This window comes from Nitrobacter sp. (assembly GCF_051535235.1).
Classification (GTDB): Bacteria; Pseudomonadota; Alphaproteobacteria; order Rhizobiales; family Xanthobacteraceae; genus Nitrobacter.
Genome location: NZ_JBPPLZ010000018.1, coordinates 1 through 2,721, shown reverse-complemented (window position 1 = coordinate 2,721; position 2,721 = coordinate 1). Strand labels below are relative to the sequence as shown.

Here is a 2,721-nt window from a genome sequence, read left to right as displayed (position 1 = left end):
CCGCCGGCCGGAGCCGATCGAGCGGCGCGATCCCCGCGCCAATTTCCGTTTCTTCGAGAACCGGCAGAAATATCTGCTGTTCGTCCATACCTGCAGCGAGAAGCGCGTCATCGCCGACCGCGTCGCATTGGAGTTCGGCAGCATTCACCCGCGCCCGCCGGCGCTGCGGGTGTTCGACGCGGGCGTCGGCGACGGCACCGTGCTGGCGCGGGTGATGCGCTCCATGCACGTCCGCTTTCCCCACATGCCGTTCTATGTCGCGGGCAAGGAACTCAGCCTTGAGGACATCAAGCTGACGCTCGACAAGGCGCCGGACCGGCTTTTCGAGCATCCGGCGACCGTCATGGTGCTGACCAACATGCACTACGCGGAAGCGCCATGGCTCGCGCCCCGTTTGCCCCAGGCCGCGGCCGGCATGGTGTGGCGCGAGGTGCCGCTGCGGGGGACGTCCTCCGGCGAGTTCGAGGCGCAGATCCGGGACCTGTGGCCGTATCTCGAGGAGAACTGGCGGGCGAACGTCAGTCCGGTCACGGGGATGCCGATCTATGAGCGGCCGGTCGTACTGGTGATCTACCGGGAAGATCACCAGTTCCTGCTCGATTCCGTGATCCCGCGGGCGGGGCGGGTCGAGGCCAACTTCGATCTGGTGATCGCTTCGCAGCCTTACCGGGCCAGGTCTTCCCTCAATTTCAGGGCCCGACGGATCATCGCCCCGCTGGCGCGGGCGTTGCGGCCCGGCGGGCGTTTGATAGGAATTCATTCTCACGGCGGTGATCCCGGGCTGGAAATCGTCCAGGCGGTCTGGCCCGGAGAAAACCCTTTCGCCGTGAGCCGTCATGAGCTATTGCGCGCTGTGAAATACGAGCTCGGCTCGGTGGGGCGCGACCTTAATTTCAACGCTTATGCCGACCATCGTTCGATTTTTCGCTATGATATGGAAGCGCTGCCCAATGAGGTCACGGGATCGATCGGTACCTCGACGGCGTTCGCGGCGTGGAATGCGGCGGTTTACGTCGCCCAGGTCGAAGACGACCGGTTGACGGAGATGACCCAAAGCGGCCGCTATCTGGACGCCACCAGGGAGGTTTTGCGCAAGCACAACGGCCTCTGGTTCTACGACGAATCCTACGTCATCTCGCGTCGCCGCGACTGACATCTAGTGTTCCGGTTCGAACATTCGCATCACTTCGCAGCGAGTTCTTATGCGAATGTTAGAACCATAGGAACACTAGCAAAATAAAATATTCTGGTGTGGTTTTGGCTCTGACATTCGCTTGTAGGACGCGCGGCAATACTGAAGCGAATGTCAGAGCCACCACACCAGGTCAACAGCACGAAAGGACCGCCACCTGTGGCGGATGAAGGGACGATTGATGCGCGGATCTTATTTGTTCACGAGTGAATCGGTTTCGGAAGGGCATCCCGACAAGGTGTGCGACCGGATCTCGGACGAGATCGTCGATCTGTTTTTCAGCGAGGGTCCGAAAGCCGGCATCGATCCGTGGGCGATCCGCGCCGCCTGCGAGACGCTCGCCACCACCAACAAGGTGGTGATCGCCGGAGAAACCCGCGGGCCCGAATCCGTCACCAAGGAGAAGATCGAAAGCGTGGTCCGCGCCGCGATCAAGGACATCGGCTACGAGCAGGATGGCTTTCACTGGAAGACCGCCGACATCGAGATCCTGCTGCATCCGCAGTCGGCCGACATCGCGCAGGGGGTCGACGCCTTGCAGCCCGGCGCCAACAAGGAAGAGGGCGCCGGCGACCAGGGCATCATGTTCGGCTACGCCTGCAACGAGACGCCCGACCTGATGCCGGCGCCGATTTTCTATGCCCACAAGATCCTGCGGCTGATTTCCGAGGCCCGCCACTCCGGCAAGGAGAAGGTGCTGGGGCCGGACTCCAAGAGCCAGGTCACGGTGCAATACGAGAACGGCAAGCCGGTCGGCGTGCGCGAAATCGTGGTGTCGCACCAGCATCTCGTCGAGGACATGAGTTCCGATCAGGTGCGCGAGCGCGTCGAGCCTTATGTGCGCGAAGCCTTACCGAAGGGCTGGATCACCGACAAGACCATCTGGCACATCAATCCCACCGGAAAATTCTTCATCGGTGGCCCCGACGGCGACGCCGGCCTGACCGGCCGCAAGATCATCGTCGATACCTACGGCGGCGCTGCGCCGCATGGCGGCGGCGCCTTCTCCGGCAAGGATCCGACCAAGGTCGACCGCTCGGCGGCCTATGCCGCGCGCTACCTCGCCAAGAACATCGTCGCTGCCGGCCTTGCCGACCGCTGCACCTTGCAGCTCGCTTACGCGATCGGCGTGGCGCGTCCGCTGTCGATCTACATCGATACCCACGGCACCGGAAAAGTGCCGGAAGATACGCTGGAGCGGATCGCCTCCGAGGCGATGGATCTGACACCGCGCGGCATCCGCAAGCATCTCGACCTGAACCGGCCGATCTATGCGCGCACCTCGTCCTACGGCCATTTCGGCCGCACGCCGGACAACGAGGGCGGGTTCTCCTGGGAGAAGACCGATCTCGCCGAGGTGATCAAGCGCGCGGTGTGACAACAAGCAAGACGTCATGCCCGACCTTGTGCCGGGCATCCATGTCTTTCTTTTTGTCAGCAAGACGTGGATGGCCGGGACGAGCCCGACCATGACGAAGGAAAGATGACGCCGCTTCTTCACTCGCTTGCAGACGGGGAGGGGGAGCCGC

The 2,721-nt window shown here is 62.8% G+C and carries 2 protein-coding genes; both read left to right on the top strand.

The annotated features are described in order from the left end of the window. Positions 1–1,153, top strand: a 1,153-nt coding sequence (locus tag ACS3WA_RS14815; RefSeq protein ID WP_438279277.1) for a hypothetical protein, incomplete at its 5' end; no start/stop codon positions are given. 220 nt (positions 1,154–1,373) lie between these two features. After that, a complete protein-coding gene (gene metK, locus ACS3WA_RS14810; RefSeq protein ID WP_438279276.1) occupies positions 1,374–2,570 on the top strand; it encodes a methionine adenosyltransferase in 1,197 nt (398 codons plus the stop codon). The last annotated feature ends 151 nt before the right edge of the window (positions 2,571–2,721 follow it).